Annotated in this window: 15 protein-coding genes and 7 tRNA genes; 13 read left to right on the forward strand and 9 right to left on the reverse strand. The window is 50.5% G+C overall.

Going from position 1 to position 19,659, the window contains the following annotated elements; all coding sequences use genetic code 11:
• Positions 1-153: 153 nt before the first annotated feature.
• From H9I36_RS03260 to rpe, 4 genes are read right to left on the reverse strand one after another with little or no spacing between them, the layout of a single operon-like run.
• Positions 154-1,260: a tetratricopeptide repeat protein gene (locus tag H9I36_RS03260; protein ID WP_187383955.1), complete on the reverse strand. Its 1,107-nt coding sequence runs from the start codon at positions 1,258-1,260 to the stop codon at positions 154-156.
• 2 nt (positions 1,261-1,262) lie between these two features.
• On the reverse strand, positions 1,263-2,351 hold the full coding sequence (locus H9I36_RS03265) for a hypothetical protein (protein ID WP_187383956.1): 1,089 nt from the start codon (positions 2,349-2,351) through the stop codon (positions 1,263-1,265).
• Complete coding sequence (locus H9I36_RS03270) at positions 2,348-3,220, reverse strand: tetratricopeptide repeat protein (protein WP_187383957.1); 873 nt, start codon at positions 3,218-3,220, stop codon at positions 2,348-2,350. Before H9I36_RS03270 ends, H9I36_RS03265 begins: the two co-directional genes overlap by 4 nt.
• A complete protein-coding gene (gene rpe / locus H9I36_RS03275; protein WP_187384048.1) occupies positions 3,217-3,852 on the reverse strand; it encodes a ribulose-phosphate 3-epimerase in 636 nt (211 codons plus the stop codon). Before rpe ends, H9I36_RS03270 begins: the two co-directional genes overlap by 4 nt.
• Before the next feature lie 189 nt (positions 3,853-4,041).
• Here rpe and H9I36_RS03280 point away from each other — a divergent pair, with 189 nt between their 5' ends.
• Positions 4,042-4,785 (forward strand): YebC/PmpR family DNA-binding transcriptional regulator, encoded by a 744-nt coding sequence (locus H9I36_RS03280; protein WP_187383958.1) that lies wholly within the window; start codon positions 4,042-4,044, stop codon positions 4,783-4,785.
• A 288-nt stretch (positions 4,786-5,073) separates the two neighbouring features.
• Here H9I36_RS03280 and H9I36_RS03285 read toward each other — a convergent pair.
• From H9I36_RS03285 to H9I36_RS03295, 3 genes are all read right to left on the reverse strand, one after another.
• A tRNA-Leu gene (locus H9I36_RS03285) sits at positions 5,074-5,157 on the reverse strand.
• Positions 5,158-5,347: 190 nt separating this feature from the next.
• Entirely contained in the window at positions 5,348-7,165 is a 1,818-nt protein-coding gene (locus H9I36_RS03290) for an outer membrane protein assembly factor BamB family protein (protein WP_187383959.1), read from the reverse strand.
• A gap of 10 nt (positions 7,166-7,175) precedes the next feature.
• Positions 7,176-8,408 carry a class I SAM-dependent RNA methyltransferase gene (locus H9I36_RS03295; RefSeq protein ID WP_187383960.1) on the reverse strand — a complete coding sequence of 411 codons (1,233 nt, stop codon included), beginning with the start codon at positions 8,406-8,408 and terminating at the stop codon, positions 7,176-7,178.
• A 213-nt stretch (positions 8,409-8,621) separates the two neighbouring features.
• Between H9I36_RS03295 and H9I36_RS03300 the strand changes: the two genes are divergently transcribed.
• The 10 genes from H9I36_RS03300 to clpX all read left to right on the forward strand — a co-directional run bounded on the left by H9I36_RS03300 (position 8,622) and on the right by clpX (position 14,400).
• Positions 8,622-9,866, forward strand: coding sequence for a hypothetical protein (locus tag H9I36_RS03300; protein ID WP_187383961.1), 1,245 nt, complete (start codon positions 8,622-8,624; stop codon positions 9,864-9,866).
• A 99-nt stretch (positions 9,867-9,965) separates the two neighbouring features.
• Positions 9,966-10,037, forward strand: a tRNA-His gene (locus H9I36_RS03305).
• An 81-nt stretch (positions 10,038-10,118) separates the two neighbouring features.
• Positions 10,119-10,192, forward strand: a tRNA-Arg gene (locus H9I36_RS03310).
• Positions 10,193-10,637: 445 nt separating this feature from the next.
• Positions 10,638-10,710 (forward strand) — tRNA-Lys (locus H9I36_RS03315).
• A gap of 36 nt (positions 10,711-10,746) precedes the next feature.
• Positions 10,747-10,827: transfer RNA gene (locus H9I36_RS03320), tRNA-Leu, on the forward strand.
• A gap of 35 nt (positions 10,828-10,862) precedes the next feature.
• Positions 10,863-10,934: transfer RNA gene (locus tag H9I36_RS03325), tRNA-Gly, on the forward strand.
• A gap of 44 nt (positions 10,935-10,978) precedes the next feature.
• Positions 10,979-11,050, forward strand: a tRNA-Gly gene (locus H9I36_RS03330).
• A gap of 75 nt (positions 11,051-11,125) precedes the next feature.
• Positions 11,126-12,493, forward strand: a complete 1,368-nt coding sequence (gene tig, locus H9I36_RS03335; RefSeq protein WP_187383962.1) for a trigger factor — start codon at positions 11,126-11,128, stop codon at positions 12,491-12,493.
• Between the two features lie 51 nt (positions 12,494-12,544).
• Complete coding sequence (gene clpP, locus H9I36_RS03340; protein WP_187383963.1) at positions 12,545-13,150, forward strand: ATP-dependent Clp endopeptidase proteolytic subunit ClpP; 606 nt, start codon at positions 12,545-12,547, stop codon at positions 13,148-13,150.
• Positions 13,147-14,400, forward strand: coding sequence for an ATP-dependent Clp protease ATP-binding subunit ClpX (gene clpX / locus H9I36_RS03345; RefSeq protein WP_187383964.1), 1,254 nt, complete (start codon positions 13,147-13,149; stop codon positions 14,398-14,400). The genes clpP and clpX overlap by 4 nt, the downstream gene beginning before the upstream one ends.
• Before the next feature lie 65 nt (positions 14,401-14,465).
• Here clpX and H9I36_RS03350 read toward each other — a convergent pair whose 3' ends face one another.
• Positions 14,466-15,461, reverse strand: a complete 996-nt coding sequence (locus H9I36_RS03350) for a leucine-rich repeat domain-containing protein (RefSeq protein WP_187383965.1) — start codon at positions 15,459-15,461, stop codon at positions 14,466-14,468.
• A gap of 866 nt (positions 15,462-16,327) precedes the next feature.
• Between H9I36_RS03350 and H9I36_RS03355 the strand changes: the two genes are divergently transcribed.
• Complete coding sequence (locus tag H9I36_RS03355) at positions 16,328-17,194, forward strand: Rpn family recombination-promoting nuclease/putative transposase (RefSeq protein WP_187383966.1); 867 nt, start codon at positions 16,328-16,330, stop codon at positions 17,192-17,194.
• Between the two features lie 132 nt (positions 17,195-17,326).
• On the opposite strand, the gene H9I36_RS03360 is transcribed toward H9I36_RS03355, so the two are convergent.
• A complete protein-coding gene (locus H9I36_RS03360; RefSeq protein ID WP_187383967.1) occupies positions 17,327-18,442 on the reverse strand; it encodes a glycosyltransferase family 4 protein in 1,116 nt (371 codons plus the stop codon).
• 47 nt (positions 18,443-18,489) lie between these two features.
• Here H9I36_RS03360 and H9I36_RS03365 point away from each other — a divergent pair, with 47 nt between their 5' ends.
• Complete coding sequence (locus H9I36_RS03365; RefSeq protein WP_187383968.1) at positions 18,490-19,620, forward strand: DEAD/DEAH box helicase; 1,131 nt, start codon at positions 18,490-18,492, stop codon at positions 19,618-19,620.
• Positions 19,621-19,659 lie beyond the last annotated feature (39 nt).

Here is a 19,659-nt window from a genome sequence, read left to right on the forward strand (position 1 = left end):
TATCAATTTTTTTCCGCACCGCTTTCGCACAAAACGGGGCGCCGCAAAACTCGGACAGACTCCCGAAATCGACTCGATTTTTTTAGAGCTGCCCTCTATATATATCGCCGAAACTTTGTCGTTTTACGCGGAAATCACATAAAAAACTGCAGTTTACGGCGTTTCGAGAAAATCCTTTACGCTTTGATACACCGACCGCCCTTCAAGATTCATCTTTCCGTTATCGAATACGATCTTTCCGAGCACTTTGACCGGAAGCGAGCTCGTAATCCCCGGATCGGATCGGAATTGCACCGGCACGATGCCGACGACTTTTTCCATCGTTTCGTAGCCGACAAGCAGATCGAAACGGTATGAAGTACCCTGCGTGACGGCATTTGAAACGCGTCCCGACCAGACGGCATAACAATCTTCGTAGAGCACGGGATTTTTCACCGCATCTTCATACGAGGGATTGTCGGCTATCGTGTCGAAAGTCGGAGGTGAAAGATAGCTCATCAAAACGCGCGCTTTTTGTTTGATCGAAAGCGATGCGTTCGAATGCAAGATCCGGTTGATTTCGCTCTGCGCCGCATTGTCGCGATAGGCTTGAAAATACCGCTGAGAACGCGCATAGCTTTCGGTTATCTCTTTGTTCGACAGGATAAACGCATAGGCCGAAGACGCCATATCCTTTTCCTGAGCGAATTTCGTTTCGTCGGAAGAAAGCGCGAGCGCCGATAAGTCCGCCCTCTCCCCCTCAGGAGCGTTTCGCGGAAATCGGATAATGAGCAGCATAAAAAGCGCTCCCAGCACGCAGGCCGCCGCAGGAACGGCGATTCCTAAAATCTTTCCGATATTCACACCGAGCGGCGGATAAAACCGTTCGATCTTTCCGCTGTCTATCCATCGGCAAATCGTATCGTAATCGCCCCGCGTTCGAATAAATTCGAGCGCCCTTTTTGCGGTTTTATTTTCGGGATCGCCGTCGAGCACTTCGAGATAATACTGCACCGCGCGGTCGGTATTGCCCCGCCGCAAAAAAAGAGCGGCTTGTCCCAAAAGCAAGCCGGTATCGGTGAGCTTTATCTCCCGCGCCTTTTGATAATACATCGACGCCGTTCCCGCGTCTCCCGCATAGAGACACGCGTGTGCGAGCAAAATATAGTAATCGAAATTGCCTTCGTAAATTTCGCTTCGCCCTTCGAGGAGCTTTATCGCAGAAGGGAAATCTCTGCGAGAGAGCATTTTTGAAGCGACATCGAGAACATCGCGCGGCATATTTATCGCCGCCTCAGCTGCTCGAGGATCGCATCGAGTTCCGCGTTGAGTTCCGCGAGTTCATCCGCATCGGCATCGTAATCGCTCAATGCCTGTATTCTTTGCAAAAGAGAAGCGACGTACGCTTTGTCGAGCTTCCATTCGGGGACGGCGCTTTCATCGCCGACGATCGCTTTCGAGTTTTCATTCGCTTTATCATCCACAGGAAGCGTTTTATCGAAAGAAGCGATATATGCGCCACCTTTCGGCACAGTCCCGTCGGAGGAAAGCGCGATATAAAAAACGACTTCCGCTTCCGCCCCGCTTTCGAGCGACGCTTTCGGCCAATTTACCGCGAGCGCGGAATTGTTGTACGACGTCACGCTGTCGAAAGAACGGACGGGAACAAAAACCGGAGACCACATCGGAAGGGAAAGCACGTCTTTATTGCCGAGCGTCGCCTCTTCGATCTTTGTCGTATCCGCTCCGTACAATAAAAACTGCACGGCCGCTTCCTGCCCCCGCGACAAAATCCAGCGGGATGCGCTCATATCGTGAAACTGCGTTTCCGCATTGATCGATTTTATATCCGCCGTCGAAAAATGCGTTTTCGTCTTTTCTCCGAGCACCGTATCGAATACGCCCTTGAGCGCAAAGGTGTTCGTTTTTTTTCCCGCGTTGACGACGGAAATGCGAACTTTTACGATATCGTCGAAAGAGCTTTCGGGAGACCTTGCAAACGAAAAATCGACCGTAACATCTGCAATTTTGTGCAGCTTATAGACGAGCGTTCCGCCGTCGGGATTTGCAGTCGCACCCGTTGCCGCTCCGCCGGACGAACTTAAACGGTATTCTTTTTTTCCGGCGAGGAGGGAAAAATACGTCGACGTAAACGCATCCGCTCCTGAAAGAACCGCAGTTTCGCTCCCGTCTTCTCCGAGCGCATAGAGCTGAAAGGTTCCCCGCTCCCCGCGAAGCACGAGTTTTGCGTTTCCCGAAGATACGGTCACGGTCTTCGCGTCCGCACCCTCTTTCGCAAAAAGATATCCGGACAACGATAAGACGAAACAGACGGCAAAGACGGCGCCGCGCAAAAAGACTCGCCCGTTCACTGTGCCTCCTCCTTCATGAGCGCTTCCGCTTCGCGCGCTTTCGCTTTGAGGCGCAGCACGCGCTCGTTCGCTTCGGCTTTTTGAGAAGCAAGTTTATTTTGCAGATCGGTAAGCTCCGCCTGCAGGCGTTTATTTTCCGCCGCGAGCGCTTCGTTTTTTTTCTGCAAATCGGCCGCCCTTTTTTCGCTCCCCGAAGAAGTGACGCTCACCGCATCGTACATGTGCAGCTGCTTTTCGTAATCTTCTTTTGCCGCCAAATACGCTTCTCCCGTTTTTTTCAGGAGATATAATAATTTTTCTTCACGCGTGCGCTGTGCGATCGCTTCAATGCGATGTTCGGCCGCCTGAGCTTTTGCATCGGAGGAAAATTCGCGTACGATGCGCTCGTACAGCGGAAGCGCTTCATCGTAATTGTAGCCGACATAAAAGGATTCGGCGATCCAAAACAAAGCCGACGCGTACATTTCGTGATCGGCATACTGATGACAAAAATCGCTCAAAAGCAAAACCGCTTTTTCATAGTCTCCGAGATAAAAAGACGCACGCCCTTTTTGATACTGCACGTAGGATTCATACGGACCGCCCTGAAAAACCCGAAGGTAATAATCGCAATCGGCGAGCGCTTCGGCATACGCGCCGGCATACATTTCCGCCGCGATGAGCATATAGCGCGTATCAGCCGTATCATTTTCGGGATAGGCGGCCGCTTTACGGAGCGAAATCATCGCCGAATACCAATCGCCCGATTTAAATGCATCGCAGCCTTGAGCGAGAGCGACCTGCCCTTCACGGGATGCGGAAAAAACGGCCGCCGCACAAAAAACAAAGACGGCAAGGACGAGCGCAAAACGTTTTACGGTATCGATCATATCGACTCCAAATCGAATTCGCCTTTGAAAAATGCGGAGCCAGATACGAGGATATCGGCACCCGCACCGATAACGAGAGGCGCCGTCGCTTTGTTGACGCCGCCGTCGACGGAAATATCGAATGAAAGATTTTTTTCCTTTTTGATTGCAGCGAGCGCTTCGATTTTTTTAACACACGACGGAATAAAGGCTTGCCCGCCGAAGCCCGGATTGACCGTCATGACGAGCACGAGATCGACGAAGGGCAAAATTTCGGAAAGCGCGGAAACGGGCGTCGACGGTACGAACGCGATGCCCGCTTTTTTGCCAAGCGATTTGATGCGCTCGATGAGCCGGTGAACGTGTACCGTTCCTTCGATGTGAAAAGTGATCCAGTCGGCGCCGCAATCGGCAAAAGCATCGACTTGAAGCTCGGGATGTTCGACCATGAGGTGGACGTCGAACGGCAACTTCGTATGCGGTCTCAGCGAAGCGATAACCGGCTGCCCGTATGAAATCTGCGGCACGAAGCTTCCGTCCATCACGTCGATGTGCACGGAAGCGCTGCGTTTTTGTTCCATCAATGCGAGTGCCGCTTTCAAATTCACAAAATCGGCGGAAAGCAGCGACGGAGAAAGCCTAATCGTACTCATTTTATCCATTATATCAGAATACGGGTAAACTGTCTATTATCTCGCGGAGCATCTAATGCCGCCGCACCCTGCGGGTTAAAGACATCGCTTTTCACACGCTTTTCACATCGTTGACAGTCATATTCGTTTTATGCTATAGTTACAAAACAATCATTATTCAGTAATTTTTTCAGAGGAGTTCGATAAACCATGTCAGGACACAGTAAATGGTCAACGATTAAACATGCAAAAGGAATCGCCGACGCAAAACGCGGCCAAATGTTTACAAAATTTATTAAAGAAATTTCAATCGCTGCGCGCATGGGCGGCGGAGACCCGAACTCGAATCCCAGACTCCGCACCGCCATCTTAAAAGCGCGCGCGTCGAGTATGCCGAAAGACAATATCGAACGCGCGATCAAAAAAGGTACCGGCGACACGGACGGAAAAACCTACGAAGAGCTCGTCTACGAAGGATACGGACCGGGCGGAGTGGCCGTCCTTGTCGAAACGCTTACCGACAATAAAAACCGCGCGGCAGCCGACGTACGCAACATCTTCGACAAAAACGGCGGAAAGCTCGGCGTAACGGGTTCGGTTTCCCGCATGTTTGCGCGCAAAGGAACGATCGAATACGACGCCGAAAAAGTATCGGAAGATACGGTTATGGAAGTCGGTCTCGAAGCGGGCGCGGACGATATCGTAAACGACGGCGGTATCATCACCGTGACGACCGATCCTTCCGCTTTCGACGGCGTACTCGAAGCGTTGCAGGAAAAGGGACTCGAATCGCTTTCCGCGCAAGTGGGCATGGTCGCCGATACGAACGCGCAAGTCGATGCGGCGACGGCCGAAAAAGTGCAAAAGCTCATCGACAAGCTCGAAGAAAACGACGACGTGCAAAACGTATACACAAACGTCGAATATCCCGACGATTTCGAACCCGCAGAGTAAAACGCGTTTCAATTTTTTGCAGCCAATATTTTCTGTGCAGGCGGTATGTATGAACCTCTGAAAAACCTATCCGGTTTTCAGAGGTTTTTTTGTTAGAAAACGGTTCACGTGCAGTACGTGGGTGGATTGCAACGATATTGCTCGGCGCTCCCGACTGCAATTCCTTATTACGATGTTTACGGCGCGCTGTGTGATAGGGATACGCTCGCTCACGAGTTCAAGTCCCGAATCTTTTTTTGATTGCGATTAATATGTTAAGAAGTTATTTTTTCCTGAAATATTCGAATATGCCCGGAGGGGGACTTGAACCCCCATGAGCGTACGCTCACTAGCACCTGAAGCTAGCGTGTCTGCCAATTCCACCATCCGGGCGGATGTTCCAGTATAATAGCAAAATATCGACGCTGCGTCAATTCGTTCTTTTATCGAGAACAAAATATCAATTTTGGAGACTGTTGAATTAGTGTGCGCTCGCGCACATATATATCCGCGAGTTTTCGAAAGAAAACTCGAAATTAAACGAGTCGCGCCATTTCATCGGCTCGTTTAAACCTTTGTTTTTTTACGCCTGCTCTTTTCCGAGCGCAGCGATTTTTTGCAGCGTCTGTCCCGCATACGCTCTCACTTTTGCATCGTACTCGGGGTACAAAAGGCGGGCGAGTATATCTTTGCCGTGCCGATAAAAGGCCGGGCGTCCCATAAAGCGGCATATCGAAAAGACTGCGTCACACAGGGTTTGCAAAAGTCGCGTATTTTGTGCGGGTATCGTACGGAACGCTTTGTCGAGCGAATCGAGCATACTGCCCGAAGGATCGTATGCACATTCTCCTGCCTGTGTGATGAGCATCGGCAAATGTACGCCGATCCCTTCGGCATCGATGAGGCGCGCGATGATTTCGCTTTCGGCGCTCGTGCCGAATCGTGAAAGCTGCTTGAACATCGCGTCGGTGCCGGCAACGTCTTCGATAAAAATCGAACGTTTTTCGCGTCTTCCCGCAGATGATGCGTTTGCGATCGCCGAACGGTAAGCATCGCACGCGCTGCGCAATTCCGACATCCACGATTTTTCGAGCGGACCGTACATACCGCTTTCGAGCGCCGCCCGTCGTTCGCTTCCGGTTAATCCCGCATCGAGTTTTCCCTCGATTTCATATATATCGTAAAGCGGAGTTTCTTTTGCAAAAAATGCGCCGTAATTTCCTCGATCCTGTCTTTGCAGCTTTTCGCCTCCGACATTCTGTACGACGCGGAAACCCGCGATCGTCCACGATTTTTTGCACACGATGAGGTAGCCGCTTTCGGTATACAGAAGATAATTCCACGGATCGGAGGTGCCGTTCATGTCGGGAAGGCGCACGCTCCACACGACGCTTTCGCGTTCGGTACAAAAGACAGCTCCTTTTGCATCCGCGAACGCCATGCCGCGCAAAAAGGGCTTGACATACGAAATGCGCAAAACGTCGATATCGGAAACGCGATAATGCGTTGCAGCCTCTCCGTCGGACAGTTTATAAAACGTGACGGCGGCATCTTCTCCTGCAGGCTGCACGAGCGCGGCTCGTGTCGTCGAATAGGGGATAAAAAAACTGCCGTCGTTTGCGAGAAGCGGAAGTCCGCCTGCCGTTCGGGAAAGCGCCCACTTTGTCGTCGTTTTATTTTTGCCGTCGAGTGCGCATAACCCTGCGCCCCCCGATTTCAGCGTCACGAGAATGCCGCCTTGCGGGGATGAAACGCAGGACGCGACGATTCCGGTAAACGCGAATTTTTCCATAATTTCCCCGAACGGCGATATGCGAAGTGCGGCGGTTCTGCCGCCGTCCGGTTTTGCAAGCAGAACGACGATGCTCCCGTCGGGCAGTTCCTGTATCGGCTGCATATCTTGCTCCTCGGTTCGGATATGCCACTTGCACACGCCCTTGATGCCGTAGCATGCGATGTCATTTTTTCCGCACACGAAGATGCGCGCATCCCGCCCGATAAACGGAGAAGCTGCAAGCGTAAAGGGTACGCGAACCGACCACAGCGAAAGTCCTTCGGGATTTAAAAGCGTGAGCGTATTGCCGCGGAAAACGGTTAAAAGGAAATCGCCGTCGAGTACGGTGAGGTAGGGGCTGATTCTACCGCCCATTTCCTTTTGCCAGAGGACGGTACCGTCGTCGCGTGAGGCATACACTGTACGGCCGTCGGTGAGGACTGCAAAACCGTAGGACGTCGCCTGCGGAGGCGCGATGATTTTACCGTTGAGCGTCAGCGTCCAATTCGGCTCTTCGGTTGCAAAATCGCGCCGAAGGGTTGCACGGCTTTGTGAAAAAAGCGTATTTTCAACCGAAAATATTAAAAAGAGTATAAAGCTGTATAGAAATTTAGACAATCCTTGCATTCTGCCTACCTTATTCGGCTCGTTTTTCAAAGATTGCCAAGCTTTCGATGTGGCACGTATTCGGATAAAAATCGAGCAGAGAAAGAGATGTGAGGTGATAGCCCGAACGGACAAGCTTTGCCGCATCGCGCGCGTGCGTTGCGGGATCATATGAAAGCGAGCGTATGTGGGGAATGCCGCTTTTACAAAGCCAGTCGCACGTTTCTTTTTCCATTCCGCTCCTCGGCGGATCGGCGACGGCGGCGTCGAAAAGCGGAGCGGTTTTTGCAAAATTGCGTACCCACGTTTTTCCGCTGACACCGAAACTCGCGTGCCGTTTTCCCGCCATATTTTGTTCGGCAAAGACGAGGGCATCGCGGTTGTGTTCGACGAGCGTTACGTGTTCGAAACTGTCCGAAAGAAAAACGGAAAAGGTGCCGCAGCCCGCATACAAGTCGAGCGCGTTTTTTCCCGAAAGACCGTCACATACTTTTTCGATTGCGCGCTCGAGCACATCGATATTCGATTGAAAAAACCCCCGGACGTCAAAGCCGATTTCTTTTCTTCCGAGTGCGATTTTTACCGCCGTATCGGGCGATGCAAGCGTTCCCGAAAATCGCTTAGGAGGCGTTTTGATTTTTTTTCCGCGCGCACTTTGCACGGTTTTTACCGTTTCCGATTCTTCCGATTTCGCGCACTGTACCGAAACGATTTTTTTGCCGTTCGAATTCGCGCTTACGACTCTTTCGTCGCCGAATATGCGGAGGAGACCGCGCGGACGCTTTTCGAAAGCCGTTTCGGAAAGCCACGCGTTCACTGCATCCGTCGCGACCGTGCAGCGAGTTACAGGTACGATCGATTCCCCGTTGCGTACGACAAGCCCGCCATCGTGCAGCAAAAACCGCGCGCGGTAGCCCGTGCTTTTTCCAGCAACCACATCGATTTCCGGCACATCGATTCCCGCCCGCAAAAAGCAGTCGGCGAGCACCGATTTTCGAAGCTCGCGCTGATACGCATCGTCTATATGCATCATATTGCAACCGCCGCAGATTCCGTAATACGGACACAGGGGAATCCGTCTGTGAGATGACGGCGCGATGATGCTCACGATTTCGGCTTCATCGTAATCGCGTTTTGAAGAGATGATTTCGATGTCGAGCATTTCGCCCGGAATCGCATAGGGGATAAAGACCGCTTTGCCGTTTACCCGCGCAATGGACGCTCCGCCGAACGCAAGTTTTTCCGCCGTAACGCTTATAGGCATACCGCACAATGATAGCGTGAAACGCAGCCCTTTTCAACGCGCGAGGCGTAAGTGAGAGGCTTTAGGTAATCCATGTCTTCATCATGAAAGGATATTAAGGTGAGTTTTCGATATGCTCTATACAAAGTGTAGAGAGGCTGTTTCAAAACTCGATTACTTTGCTCATCGCATAATACGGTGCGTATATCGGGAAAATTTGCCGATATGATAGATATGGGTAAAGCCCTTCGCCTCTTGCCGCTTTTTGTTTTTTTCTCCGCTTTTCTTTGTGCGCAAACGGAACTCGACGCGCGTACGATTGCCGCTATGTACGGCTGGGACTACGTGAGCGTTCCCGAACGGGAGACGGTAAACTTTCCCGCATTGCTCGAAGGCATTTGGACGGGAGATGACCGCTACGTATTTTTTGTACCGGAGAATACTGCAGAAAAGGCGGCAGTGAAACCGACCGATATCGCCCTTATCTTAAAAACGTATTACGGCTGGTTTTACGACAGAGCGGCGGAACCCGAAGCCTTTGCAGAACAGTCCGAACGATTTTTGTGTACTGCGACGACAAAAGAAGCCGAGCGTCTTACGGTGACGGCGGAAGACCTTTTGAATCGTCCCCCGCGCTACGATGCAAACGGAAATGTCCTTCCCTATGAGAGCGGCGCGTGGGAACTCGTCGTCAAATACAACGGCAAAAAAAAATACGAAACGCGCATCCCCGTCGCCGTCATCGGAAACGAACTTTATCTCGATTTTGTACTCCGTGTCGATTCGGTCGGCAGTCCCTCCGCGCTCTTAGGCGGCGAGCTTAGGGGTTATTGGCAGGGTGTGTGCAAGCGGCAGAGCATACGTCTTGCACCCTATCCGAGAGCGCCTGAAATACGCTCGTACTATGTAAGCGATGACGGTATGTACGTGCTCCGTTTTTGGGAGACGACGATGCCGTACACGGACGACCTCGCGTCCTTCGACGACACGGGGAAAACTTTTTCCGTCGCAAAGCATATCGTTTCGAGCGCGAGCATCTTTACCTGCGTGACGGGACGAAGTAATCGCATCAGAAATATCGTAAAGACGCCGATCGATTTCGGCGATTACAAGCTCGATGAAACGGGGATGATATGCGTTTTCGGAAAACCGTATATGACGAAAGTGCTCGGTAAAGACAGCGCGCCCGGCTTGATGCAAATCGTCGCCGAAGCGAACTCGCGCCGAAAAGATCCGCCTCCGCCGCTTTTCCCTCCGAGCGATTTGAATTGGCATTGGGATCTCATCGCCCTTCTTGAAAAAGATAATACGCTCGTGCGGGAAGTCCGCTTGAGACAGCGCGTATTTGCCGAAACGAAAGGCGAAGGCGGAAAAATCGACGCGCTTGCGGCATCCATGTACGGCACGCATTTGAAGCTGCAGGAGGACGCGCTGAAAATTTCCGATGAAGCGCGAAAAAAAATAAAAGCCGTGCGATGATAAAAGCGGGGGACTATGTGCGGGGAACTTCGCGCATCGCGCTCTTGACGTACCGTCAAAAAATTTGTTATAGTCTTCGGGCATTGCAAATGCGCTACGGTGCCTGTAGTTCAGTGGTAGAGCGCCAGATTGTGGATCTGGTTGTCGTGGGTTCAATCCCCACCAGGCACCCGCTTTTCTTAATTAATAAAACGGTTACCCGACGATGTGTCCGCGAGCCGGACGTTCGGTGCGGCGCCAAATCCTGCAAAAGCGTTTATAGCTCAACTGGATAGAGCAACGGACTTCGAATCCGTAGGTTGCGTGTTCGAGTCACGCTAAACGCAATGTTCCCTCATCCGCACCGTCTTCGCCGATTCCTGCAGTACTGCAAAAAACCTGCCGTGCTACAAAAAAATCGTCAGGGCTTACGCATGAAAAATGTATACACGGAAAAAAGCGTATAATATATAAAAAAGGCGGAACGCGAGGCAGCGGCAATGCCGCCGAGCCGCTCTGACCGATGGCAAGCAAAATTTCGAAGAAATTTTGCGCAGTTCGATTCCAATCACGGTCTGCCGCGGCACTTGCAACGAGCGCGAAGCGCGAAGTTCCCCGCGCAAACGGCAGGGCTGTTGCCGGGAGTGCAGCCGATTTTTTTACGGTAATGGTTATTTTTTGGGGAATATAGATTCTCATGCGTAAGCCCTAAAAAAATCGTACGACGTACTTGCCATTTTATTTTATTTTTGCTATAGTTACAACATTCAGCCACTGTCGTGGATTGAGTACGGGCCATTAGCTCAGCTGGTAGAGCAACAGACTCTTAATCTGTGGGTCGTCGGTTCGAAGCCGGCATGGCTCAAGCCTTGTGTGAGACGAGAAGGCACGCACTCTTTATGCGAGAGTGGTGAAACGGCAGACACGCCGGATTTAGGTTCCGGTGCCTTACGGCGTAAGGGTTCAAGTCCCTTCTCTCGCAATTCCGTTGCCTGAGGTGTTGCGACATACAGATTTGCGGGAATAGCTCAGTGGTAGAGCGCCACCTTGCCAAGGTGGATGTCGCGGGTCCAACTCCCGTTTCCCGCTCGAGTACCGAAGCTTACAGCGCCGGAAAACGCAAAGAATTATTTGCGGGAATAGCTCAGTGGTAGAGCGCCACCTTGCCAAGGTGGATGTCGCGGGTCCAACTCCCGTTTCCCGCTTGAAACCAAAAGCGATTCGGAGCAATCTGAATCGCTTTTTTTATTCGTACGGAGATTACTGGTAAGGAGCGAAGCGTGGAACTCAAAAAAGAATTCACCGACCTTGAAAAATCGGCGGTAAAACTCACCGTCACCGTTTCACAAAAAGACGTCGCGGCCGCATACGCGGAAACGCTCGGCAAATATCTAAAGCAGGCGCAGATCCCCGGCTTCAGAAAAGGTCACGTGCCGGCGAATATTCTCGAGCGCAAATTCGGAGACGGCATCAAAGCCGATACGGTAAGCGATATAATCGACAAAGCGCTCAACGAAATCTTTGAAGACGATGCGGAAAAGGCAAACCGCCCTCTCCCCTACGCCGAGCCCGTCATGGAAAAAATGCCGGAACTCGACGCTGCAAAAGATTTAAGTTTTTCGCTCACCTACGACGTGTATCCCAAAGTCGACGTTAAAAACTTTTCGGGCATTACGATAAAAGAGCCGCAGGTCGTAATCGGCGACAAAGAGATCGATGAAGAACTCAAAGCCGTACAGGAGCGCAATGCGGTCGTCATCGACAAAAAAGACGATGAAAAAGTCGAAAAGGACAATATCGTCACGATCAATTATGCCGAACTCGACGAAAACGGAAACGAAATCGCAGGGACAAAGCGCGAAGACTTCGTCTTTACAGCGGGAACGGACGGTACGTTCTACCGCATCGACGACGACGTCATCGGCATGAAAAAAGGCGAAACGAAAACGATTACGAAAACATACGCAAAAGACGACAAAAACGAAACACTTGCGGGTACGACAAAAAAAATCGGCGTAACGGTTACCGCAATCAAAATACGCAATCTTCCCGCGCTCGACGACGAACTTGCGCAGGACGTGAGCGAAAAATACAAAACGCTCGACGACTTAAAAAAAGATATCGTAAAAAATATGGAAAGCGCGAAGGAGCGGCGCATCGTGGAAATCAAAAACAACGATCTGCTTTCCCAGCTCGTCGAAAAAAATCCCTTCGATATCCCTTCTTCCATGCTCAATGCGGAACTCGAGAACCGCTGGTATTCGATGGCGCAGCAGTTTCAGACGACGCCGGAACAGCTTGACAAAATGTTTTCGTCGGCAAAACAGACGAAAGCCGATATACTCAAAGAGTGGGCGCCCTCAAGCGAAAAAATGCTTAAAAGCAGAATCATCGTAGACAATTTGATCCGCGCGCGCAATATTTCCGTTACGCCCGAAGATGTCGAAGCGCGTTATAAAGAAATCGCCGACAGGGGCGGCATAAGCGTCGACGAAGTGAAAAAACACTACGAAGATGCAAAAGCGAAAGAATATCTCATCGACGACACAAAAGAGCAAAAGCTTTACGCCGAACTGTATAAAGAAGTGAAAACGGTAAAGGGAGATACGATGTCATTCGCCGATTTGTTTAAAGGGGAAAGCAACTGAACCCACGCCGCCTCGTTTTTTTAGTATATTGTAGTAATACAGGATGTGACTATGAATGAACGGATGAACACGCTCGTCCCCTCCGTCATCGAGCGGAGCGGAAACGTCGAGAGATCCTATGATATTTTTTCACGGCTGCTCAAAGACAGAATCATCTTTATCGACGGGGAGATAAACGACATTACGGCGGACTTGGTCGTCGCGCAAATTCTCTTTCTCGAATCGGAAAATCCCGATAAAGACATCAGCATATACATAAACAGTCCCGGAGGATCGGTTACCTCAGGTCTTGCGATCTACGATACCATGCAGTACGTCAAGTGCCAAATCCAAACGATCTGCATGGGACAGGCTGCAAGCATGGGTGCAATCCTCCTCGCAGGCGGCACTGCGGGAAAAAGGTTCGCCCTTCCCTCTTCGCGCGTTATGATCCACCAGCCGTGGGGCGGCGTGCAGGGACAGGAAAGCGACATTTCGATCCAGGCAAAAGAAATCGTGCGCTTGAAAAAATTGACGATCGATTATTTTGCGCACCACACGAAAAAGACGATCGAACAGGTCGCTTCCGATATGGAACGCGATTTTTATATGTCGGCCGAAGACGCGCTCGCATACGGCATAGTCGATCACATTATGCCGGGGAGAAAAAAGCAATGAAACGATTCGGAAGCGACGCGCAGTTTTGTTCGTTTTGCGGAAAACCCGCAGACGCATCGCGTCATCTTGTAGGAGCGCCTTCAGGCAATATCCACATCTGCAATCAGTGCGTTGCCGTCTGTCAGAGCATGCTCGATCAGGAAGAAGGAGAAGTCGCGCCGATTACGATGAGCGATGTGCCGACTCCGAAAGAGTTCAAAGAATACCTCGATGAATATGTCGTCGGACAGGACGAAGCGAAAAAGACGCTTTCCGTCGCCGTGTACAACCACTATAAACGCATGTCGGTTCCGAAAAGCATGCGCAAAGACGACGACGTGCTCATCGAAAAATCGAACATACTGCTCATGGGGCCGACCGGAAGCGGAAAGACGCTGCTTGCAAAAACGCTCGCGCAAAAGCTCAAAGTACCCTTCGCCATTGCCGATGCGACGACGCTCACCGAAGCGGGCTATGTCGGAGAAGACGTCGAAAACGTGCTTTTAAAATTGATAAACGCTGCAAACGGCAATATCAAAGCTGCCGAGCGCGGTATCATCTTTATCGACGAAATCGACAAAATTTCGCGCAAAAGCGAAAATACGTCGATCACGCGCGACGTGTCGGGTGAAGGCGTACAGCAGGCGCTTTTGAAAATCATCGAAGGTACGCACGCGAGCGTTCCGCCGCAGGGAGGACGCAAGCACCCGAATCAGGAGATGATCGATATCGACACGACGAATATCCTCTTTATCTTGGGCGGAGCTTTCGTCGGCCTTGAAAAGATCATCGAACAGCGCACTGCGGAGCGCGCGATGGGCTTCGGCAGCAACGTCGGTATGATGAACGAAGAAGAGCGCATGAACCTGCTCAACCGCTGCACGCCCGACGATCTCGTCAAATTCGGCATCATCCCCGAACTGATCGGACGCATGCCCATCACCGTCGCGCTCAAAGAACTCACGCGGGACGATTTGGTGCGCATCCTCACCGAGCCGAAAAACGCGATCACCAAGCAGTTTCAGGCGTCTTTCGCCCTCGACAACGTCAAACTCGAATTCACCGATGAAGCGATCGGGGAGATCGCCGACGAAGCCGTCCGCCAAAAAACCGGCGCGCGCGGACTTCGCAGCATCGTCGAAAAAATGCTGCAGGATATCATGTACGAACTCCCGTCGATCAAAGACCGCGAGCAAAAAAAGCTCGTCGTTTCGAAAGACATCGTGCAAAATAAAACCCATCTCGACGTAGGCTCGCTTTTGACGGCGTAAATGCGAAGCGCGGACGATTTTACAATATCGTCCGCAGCGCATTCGATCATTTGTACATCGGTGGATTAAAGCTTAACCGTATTCCCGCTTGCATCATATTTATACATCGCCCACTTCTTGGCTTTTGCGTTGTCGAAGGCTGCTTTCAGTTCCGAAGGAGCGCTAAAGTCTTTGAGATTGCCTTCGGGAACGCCGGTCTTTTCGGTGTACAGATAACATAGTACGGAATATACGTAGGAAGCCGGGATCTGCGGTAAATCATTAAAGATTTTTATAAACGCTTGGGTATTAAGCCGGTTGCCGGTGCAGTCAAGACTTCTCAAAGCGATGCAACCCTGTACGTTAAGCTCGGTAAGCCGATTGACGCGGCACCGTAGCGTATCCAATTTGCTTAAGCCTTGTACGTTAAGGGATGTAAGCCGATTACCGTAGCAGAGAAGCTCTTGCAAAGCACTTAAGTCCTGCACGTTAAGTTCGGTAAGCCGATTGCCGCTGCACCACAGATCTTGCAAATCGTGTAAGCCCTGTACGTTAAGGGATGTAAGCTGATTATTGTAACAGTGCAGCTTTTTTAAAGCGGTGCAGCCTTGTACGTCAAGGGCGGTAAGCCGATTGCTGCTGCAGTCAAGCTCTTGCAAAGTACTTAAGCCCTGTACGTTAAGGGCAAGCAGTTTATTGGAATTGCCGTCGGCAGCGATGCCGCACTTAAGCTCGATGATGTTGCCTTTCAGGATGACGGTCGTACCCTTTGCGTGCAGTTTTGTTTCCCAGTTATTAATTGTAAGCTTCGTTTCGGTACAGCCTTCCACCGTAACAGGGGAGTTATCGGCGGTTTTTACCGTAACAGTGATAGTGAGCTCATTAGGGCTTAAAATAAGCGAAGCACCGCCTGACACAAGGGGCGCTTGCGGAGCACTGCCCCCGATACCTCCTCCACTTCCGGAGCCTCCTCCGAAACTGCCGTCTGTCGTTTGCGAGCAGCCGGTAAAAAGCAAAGCGAATGCCAAAACTGCGGCTGTGGCGAGCGCCGCGGCTCCCTTTTTGTTACTTAGATGTTTCATAAATACCTCCTCATTTTAATAGGGAATTTGTAATGTGTAATTAAATTATCAATTACCAATTATCCATTGCCTTGATCCGTTCCAATCCGTAGAACTTCAAAAAATAAAAAAACGCACGGGGACGGTGCGCCCTTTGTGCGTTTTATTCGTTGAGAAAAATCGTGTGTGTTTGAATGTAAATTTATTCGGCTATAGTTCGCCCTCAGCTGCGAGGCTGCGAGGCTGCGAGGCTGCGAGGCTGCGAGGCTGCGAGGCTGCGAATTTTGCCCGATACGCCGTCTTATGTCAATTGCTTTTGCAAAATTTTTGTGCGTTTTTTTGTGAGAACGTGTACTGTTTTTATCGGTGCGTTTCTCTGCCATCACTGTTACAGTATAACCTGTTTTTATACGAATTTCAACGGAGATGTTGTGTATACTTTCGTACAAAAAATTACTTTACGGATTTTGTGTTTTAGGTACAGTTTACGCTACGCGAACGTACGGATTGATAAAGCACTTTTTATCGAATTCTTCTTAAGCTGTATACAAAAGCAGGCGGTTTTTCGGCACGGAAATCAATTTTCAATGTGTAATGGGTATTTTCTAATGAGTAATTGGTAATGTGTAATGGGTAATGAGTTTCATACGGAGACGAAAGGCGACACTGTGCCGTACATCGCGCGAAGTTCCCCGCGCAACTTGCAACGAGCACGAAGTGCGAAGTTCCCCGCGCAACTTGCAACGAACGCGGAGCGCGAAGTTCCCCGCGCAGGAAACGATATTCCCGTTTATTTTTACAAAAAACCGCGTAATTTATCACTTTGCAGGCGATATATATTACAGCGGCTTCCTTGCCGCACTATCTCAACAACCGAAGGTGCAGCTATGGAATATACCCATAAACCTGTCGAAGAACTCTCCTTTACCGATGACTTTATGTTCGGTACGGTCATGAAAAACAAAAGAATTTGTAAAGGCGTATTGGAGCGCTTATTACACATCAAAGTCGGTAAAATAGAATACCCCTCCCTGCAAAAAACGATAGCGCCCTTTTACGAAAGCAAGGGCATACGCCTCGACGTCTATGTCTCAGAACCCCAGCGCATCTTCGATATAGAAATACAAACATCGATCCCGCCTTCTCTTCCCAAACGCACACGCTATTACCAAAGCCTTATGGATGTCGATAACCTCTTACGCGGACAAAACTACGCCGAACTGAAAGAGAGCTATGTCATCTTTATCTGTACGCAGGATCCCTTCGGAGAGGGCTTGCCCGTTTATACATTCCGCAACGTATGCAGTGAAGACGGTACTCTTTTTCTTGATGACAAAAGCGCTAAGGTGTTTTATAATGTGGGTGCCTACGGTAAAGAAGATGAGCCTGAATTGAGCGCGTTGCTGCAGTATCTTTGCGAGAGGCGGGCGACGAGCGGTTTTACACAGCACATCGATGAGCTTGTCGAAAAAGCGAAACGGAACGAAAAATTCAGGAGCTGGTATATGTCGTTAAACATCAGAGAAGATGACTTACGCATGGCGGGTGAAAAGATCGGCTTTGAGCGGGGCGTTGCTGCGGGGGTACGCAAAGGCAGAAGAGACGGACTCTTAGAAGGACGACGCGACGGTATTGCCGCAGGAGCTTATCAGGCAAAGCGGGAAACGGCAAAAATTTTATCAGGTATGCAACTGAGCATTGAAGTGATAGCGAAAGCGACCGGTCTTTCGGAAGCGGAGATCGAAAAACTGTAGTGTCATTTGCTTTTCAAAAAGCTCGACATCCGACCTTTTAGGTAAAAATTGATTTCCGTGGTTTTTCGGTGTTTACAAGGACTTACTTTCGAAACTTTCTTATATTGTATATAAAAGTATGCAATAATACTTTCACCGTACAATCTTTTTCATAACTTCGATCGTTTCGGTCACCGTCGTCTCCCAGCTGAAACGCTGTGCCCTTTGAAGACCCGATGCGATCATCTTTTCGCGGAAAGCGGAATCCGACACGAGTTTTTCCATAGCGGAGGCGACTTCTTCGATATCGTTCGGATCGAAATAGAGAGCTGCCTCCCCGCCCATTTCGGGAAGCGCACCTGCGTTCGCGCATGCGACGGGAATGCCGGTCGCCATCGCTTCAAGTATCGGAAGCCCCACTCCTTCGTTGACCGACGGGAAAAGGCACGCATCGGCTCCCGCGTATAAAAGCGGAAAACTTTCGTGAGGAAAGAACCCCGTAAGAAAGATGTCCGACGCCGCGGGAGAAAGGGAGGCGGCTCTATGCACTTCTTCGGACGAGGGTCCTTCGGCGCCCGCGATGACGAGGCGGTGCGGAGACTTCGTGCGCTCTTTAAAAAGCGCAAAGGCTTTTATAAGTTCGATGTGCTTTTTTTCAGGCCCGGAAAGACGCGAACCGTAGATAAAATACGGCCGCTTTATCGCAAAGGGTTTTATGGTTACCGTTTCGGCATCGATCTGCAGCTGCGGAAAAAAGAGCCGGTGGTCGATACCGTTGTGGATGATTTCGATTTTCGCTTCGTCGATGCCGAGTCCTATCAAATCATTTCGCAAAAATTCGCTCGCAGCGACGATCTTTTGCACCTTTGCAAGTCCCCTCTTTATCTGCATACGCATCATACCGTCGCCCTTTTCTTTGAGCATGACGGAAACGATGGAGTTGACGACGGCGACTCCCGGCGTTTTAAACGAAAGCGGCAGCACGCGCTCGATGGCGGGATAGAGCACGACATCGTACTTTGCGTTTTGTGCGAATTTTTTCAGGCGAAAAAAATGCCATAAACGCTCGGCGCCGAGACTGTCGGGAACGGAGAGCGCTTGAAACGGAATTTCGCGCACCGAATTATACGTGTACCGATCGATTTCGGAACCGAAGAGTTCGAATTCGACATCGCCTGAAAGCGGGAGATTAGCCGCAAACGAATGGAGGTATGAGCCGATCCCGGAGCGCCCGTGATCGCAGCCGAATGTATCTATGCCTGCTTTCATGACAAAATATTATAGCAGCAATTCCGTTTTTGCGCTATAGTTTGCGCATGGACACGCAAAACGCATTTTCGCTCCTTTCTCCCGAAATACGCGCAAAACTTCAGACGCTTTTGATCGTACAACCGACGCCTGTACAGCAAAAGACGATCCCCCTCATTGCAGAAGGGAAAAATCTTCTCTTTCAGTCGGAAACGGGTACCGGTAAAACCTTCGCTTATCTTTTACCGCTCATAGACGGCATGGAAAAGGACGAAAAAAACGGCGTAAAAATCCTCGTCGTCGCTCCGACGCTCGAACTTTCTTCCCAAATCAGAGACGCTGCCATGTCGATTTCAAACGCAAAATGCGCGCTCTTTGCCGGAAGCGCGCCGATACGGCGGCAAACCGAGCTTTTAAAAGGGAATCCCGCAATCGCCGTCGGAAGCCCCGTGCGCCTTTTGGAGCTCGCGCGTTTAAAAAAATTAAAACTGAACGGATTGCGCGCAGCGGTGTTCGATGAAGTCGATCGGCTCGTCAAAAAAGAGATCAAAGACGACCTCGCATCCCTCGTCTCGCTTTTTCCGAAAAGCGTACAGCTTGTCGGATGTTCGGCGACGGTAACGAAAGCCGTAAGAGCGTTTTTTGCCGAATGCGAATCGATTTCGCTGCCGGAAGAAGACGTGCTTCGAAAGCGCATTTCACACTGGGCAATTTACGCCGAAAGCCGCGATAAAATCGATACGCTGAAAAAGCTGATTGCCGCCCTCGATATACAAAAGATGCTTGTTTTTACGAGCCGCGGCGATCAAGTCGAAAACATCACATCGAAACTCAAATATAAAAATATCGACTGCGAATCCCTCTACGCAAAAAAAGACAAGCAAAAGCGCAAGCGTGCTCTCGACCGATTTAAAAGCGGAAGCTGCCGTATTTTGATTACGAGCGACGTCGCTTCCCGAGGACTCGATTTTCAAGGCGTTTCGCACGTCGTTCAAATGGATTTAAACGACGACGACGATTTTTTCATCCACCGCGCAGGGCGCACGGGACGTGCAGGCAAAACGGGAATCAATATCGTCGTCGGGGACGAGTACGAAATGCGGCGCTACAGCGCGCTCGAAAAGAGACTTAAAATCGTCGTCTACCCGAAAATGCTCTACTGCGGCGAAATCGTCGCAGCCGATGCCGTTTCCGAATAGTTGATTGAGGCTGCCATATCGTGTATAATGTAAAAACAG

This window comes from Treponema sp. Marseille-Q4130, from assembly GCF_014334325.1.
In the GTDB taxonomy this organism is placed as follows: domain Bacteria; phylum Spirochaetota; class Spirochaetia; order Treponematales; family Treponemataceae; genus Treponema_D.